At 55.6% G+C, this 2,919-nt stretch carries 4 protein-coding genes and 2 pseudogenes; all 6 read left to right on the top strand.

Features of this window, described 5'->3' with window-relative positions:
- Positions 1-321 (top strand): transposase (locus tag ACK5IN_RS06825; protein WP_416895442.1); only part of this gene is annotated, 321 nt, incomplete at its 5' end.
- A gap of 51 nt (positions 322-372) precedes the next feature.
- Positions 373-570, top strand: a pseudogene (locus ACK5IN_RS06820) (IS66 family transposase); the annotation flags it as partial.
- 163 nt (positions 571-733) lie between these two features.
- Positions 734-1,288: an IS66 family transposase gene (locus ACK5IN_RS06815; RefSeq protein ID WP_416895444.1), complete on the top strand. Its 555-nt coding sequence runs from the start codon at positions 734-736 to the stop codon at positions 1,286-1,288.
- A 157-nt stretch (positions 1,289-1,445) separates the two neighbouring features.
- Positions 1,446-1,945, top strand: a pseudogene (locus ACK5IN_RS06810) (DDE-type integrase/transposase/recombinase); the annotation flags it as partial.
- 1 nt (position 1,946) lies between these two features.
- Entirely contained in the window at positions 1,947-2,288 is a 342-nt protein-coding gene (locus tag ACK5IN_RS06805; RefSeq protein ID WP_416895441.1) for a hypothetical protein, read from the top strand.
- A gap of 466 nt (positions 2,289-2,754) precedes the next feature.
- On the top strand, positions 2,755-2,919 hold a 165-nt coding region (locus tag ACK5IN_RS06800), incomplete at its 3' end, for a transposase (protein ID WP_416895443.1).

Below are 2,919 nucleotides of genomic sequence, written 5' to 3'. Positions count from 1 at the left end.
TTCGACCTCTATGTCGAGACCCGGCTCGCTCCGACCATTCAGTGCGGCGATGTTGTCATCCTGGACAACCTCTCCAGCCACAAGAGCCCGAAAGCGTCTGCAACTTTGCGCAACATCGGCTGCTGGTTTCTGCCACTCCCGCCCTACAGCACCGACCTGAACCCCATCGAGATGGCTTTTGCAAAGCTCAAGGTTCTCCTGCGCAAGGCCGCGGCCCGAACCTACGACGAACTATGGAAGGCCGTCGGCCAGATCTGCGACCTCTTCACCGAAGACGAATGCCTCAATTATTTCATTGCCGCAGGATATGAACCTAAATGAGCACGACACGCTCTAAGAAAGACCTTCAGGCGCTTGAGCAGAGGCGCAGGGATGTCGCCGATCTGCGGTGCATCTGGATCACGTAACGCCTATTTGATTGGGCCAGGGTTGATCTTGGACGATTGGGTCGGCAAGATCACCGCCCTGCTGGAACCACTGACCGATGCCATCGGTCGTCATGTGCTGGCAGGCAAGGTAATCTTTGCCGATGACACATCGCGGCGCATGCTGGCATCCGGCAGCGGCAAGACCCAAACGGCACGGTCTGGACCTATGGACGTGATGAACGCCCTTGTGCCGGCCAGGCTCCGCTCGCGGCTTGGTATTGCTTCTCGGGCGACCGCTAAGGACAGCATCCCAAAGATCATCTGTCTGGTTATCGGGGCCGGATGCATGCCGATGGCTATGCTGGATTCGAGGAGCTTTATCGATCCGGTACCGTCCGCGAAATCGCCTGCATGGCGCAAATTCGTCGACATTCATCGCGCCCAGGGATTGCCAATCGCCTGCCCAACTCTATCCCGTCGAGAAAGAAGCACGTGGTTCACCGCCAGACCGCCGGGCCAAACTGTGCAGGGCCCATATCGCCCCGGTCTTCGATGATCTCGAAGTCTGGTTGGCCATGCAACTGATCAGAATATCCGGCAAATCCTCACTGGCTGCTGCTATCCGATATGTCCTGACACGCATGGAGTACCTGCGACCCTATCTCGAAAGCGGCATGTTGGAACTGGACAACAACGTGACCGAACGTGGCACGCGCACCATCGCGCTCGGACGCAAAAACTATCTCTTCGTCGGCTCGGAGGCAGGCGGCAAGGCAGCCATCATCGCCTATACCCTGATTGAAACCGCCAAGCTCAGCGGCACCGATCCCTTCGTCAGTCTGGACCTGTTGCGGTTTTGTTTCGCTTTTCGGAGAGCGATGCTTTTTTCAAAGAAGACAGGATATGGCGACAATACATAGCGACGAATTCAAGCGGGATTCGGTTCGCATTGTGCTGGCCAGCAGCCTGATACGGCGTCAGGGTACGTCTGGTCTTGGGATTGGACTTTCGACGCTCGGGAAATAGATCCGGGCGTTTTCCGATGAAGTGAAGGTTCCTGAACGGGATGCCAATCTGCCGAATCTGCTGCAGCAGGATTTCACGGCGAGTGCATCGAACCAGAAATGGGCCGGCGGGATCGGGTATGTCTGGCCCCGCGAGGGTTGGATCTATCTGGCGGTTATCATCGACCTGTTCTCAAGGCGTGTGATTGGTTGGGCGATCAGCAACCGGATGAAGCAGGACCTGGCGATCAGGACGCTGCCGCCCTGCGCAGACCGCTGCCGGGCTGCATTCATCACACGGATTGCGGGCCGCATGGATACCAGAAGCTTCTGGGCAAGCATGGCTTCAAGGCTTCCATGAGCGGAAAAGACAATTGCTACTACGATAATTCGTCCGTCGAGAGCTCCTTCACATCGCTGAAGGCCGGGCTGGTCTGGCACCGCGACTGGTAAACCAGACGCCAAGTCGAACTCGTCCTCTTCGAATACATCAACGGCTTCTACAACCCACGGCGCAAATACTCAGCCCCCGGCTGGAAATCACCCGAGGCCTTAGAACAGAGGGCCGCTTAACATGAGCACCGGACCAGAACAATTCCGCGATAGAGCCACATCAGTTCGGTGCCTGATCAGTGCCGTACTGTTCGAACAGAACGACGAATGGCAGCGCTACTCCATCGTCTTCTTCCACGTGAACATCGATGAGATGCAGACCTCAGAGGGCAATCTCTATCTTTTTGTTGTCATCGCCCGGACCCGGACCGATAAGTTTGCGGTTGCTCAACTGGTTGAGAAGGCCGACTGGCGGATGACGTGGGAGTTCCTGAAACATCTGCTGGAGATGATGGTTCTTTACCGGATCCATATGATCCTGATTGATAACGGCATCCAGTTCGCCGATCAGACCCGGAACTGAAACACCATCTATTGTGGCAGGTGTGCTTCGATATGATCTGCGAAGATAATGGGATCAAGCACCGCCTGAGCAAGCTTAATCACTCTTGGACAAATGGCCAAATCGAACGGATGAACCGGACGATCAAAGAGGCCACTGTCAAATGACCCACTACGATAGCTACGATCAGCTTCGTAGCTATCTCCATGACTTCATGGCCACCTACAACTCAAGATCCTCAACGGCCTCATGCCTACGAATGCATCAACAAGTCTGGATTGTAGAGCGAGATCAATTTATCGTCGATTCGATCCGCCAAATGCCGCGACTGTAGTGCTCGGCGGCGTCTGCATTTATGGTCTTTCCAGATATCCATCCGTTTGATTCAAGATCAAAAACGGGAGGCAATCTTGAGCAGACGGACTGGCCCTGTCCCGGTTTTGTTCCGGTTTTCTGAGAGCGATGCTCTCATCAAAGGAGACTGGATATGGCAACGATACACAGCGACGAATTCAAGCGGGATGCGGTTCGCATTGCGCTCACCAGCGGGCTGACACGGCGTCAGGTTGCGTCTGATCCTGGGATCGGGCTTTCGAGGCTCGGGAAATGGATCCGGGCGATTGCCGATGAGGCGAAGGTGCCGGAACGGGAT

Origin of the sequence: Microbacterium sp. (assembly GCF_047971895.1) — a bacterium.
GTDB lineage: Bacteria > Actinomycetota > Actinomycetes > Actinomycetales > Microbacteriaceae > Microbacterium.
The sequence above is the reverse complement of the archived record's forward strand: the minus strand, read 5'-3'. Positions and strand labels throughout refer to the sequence as shown.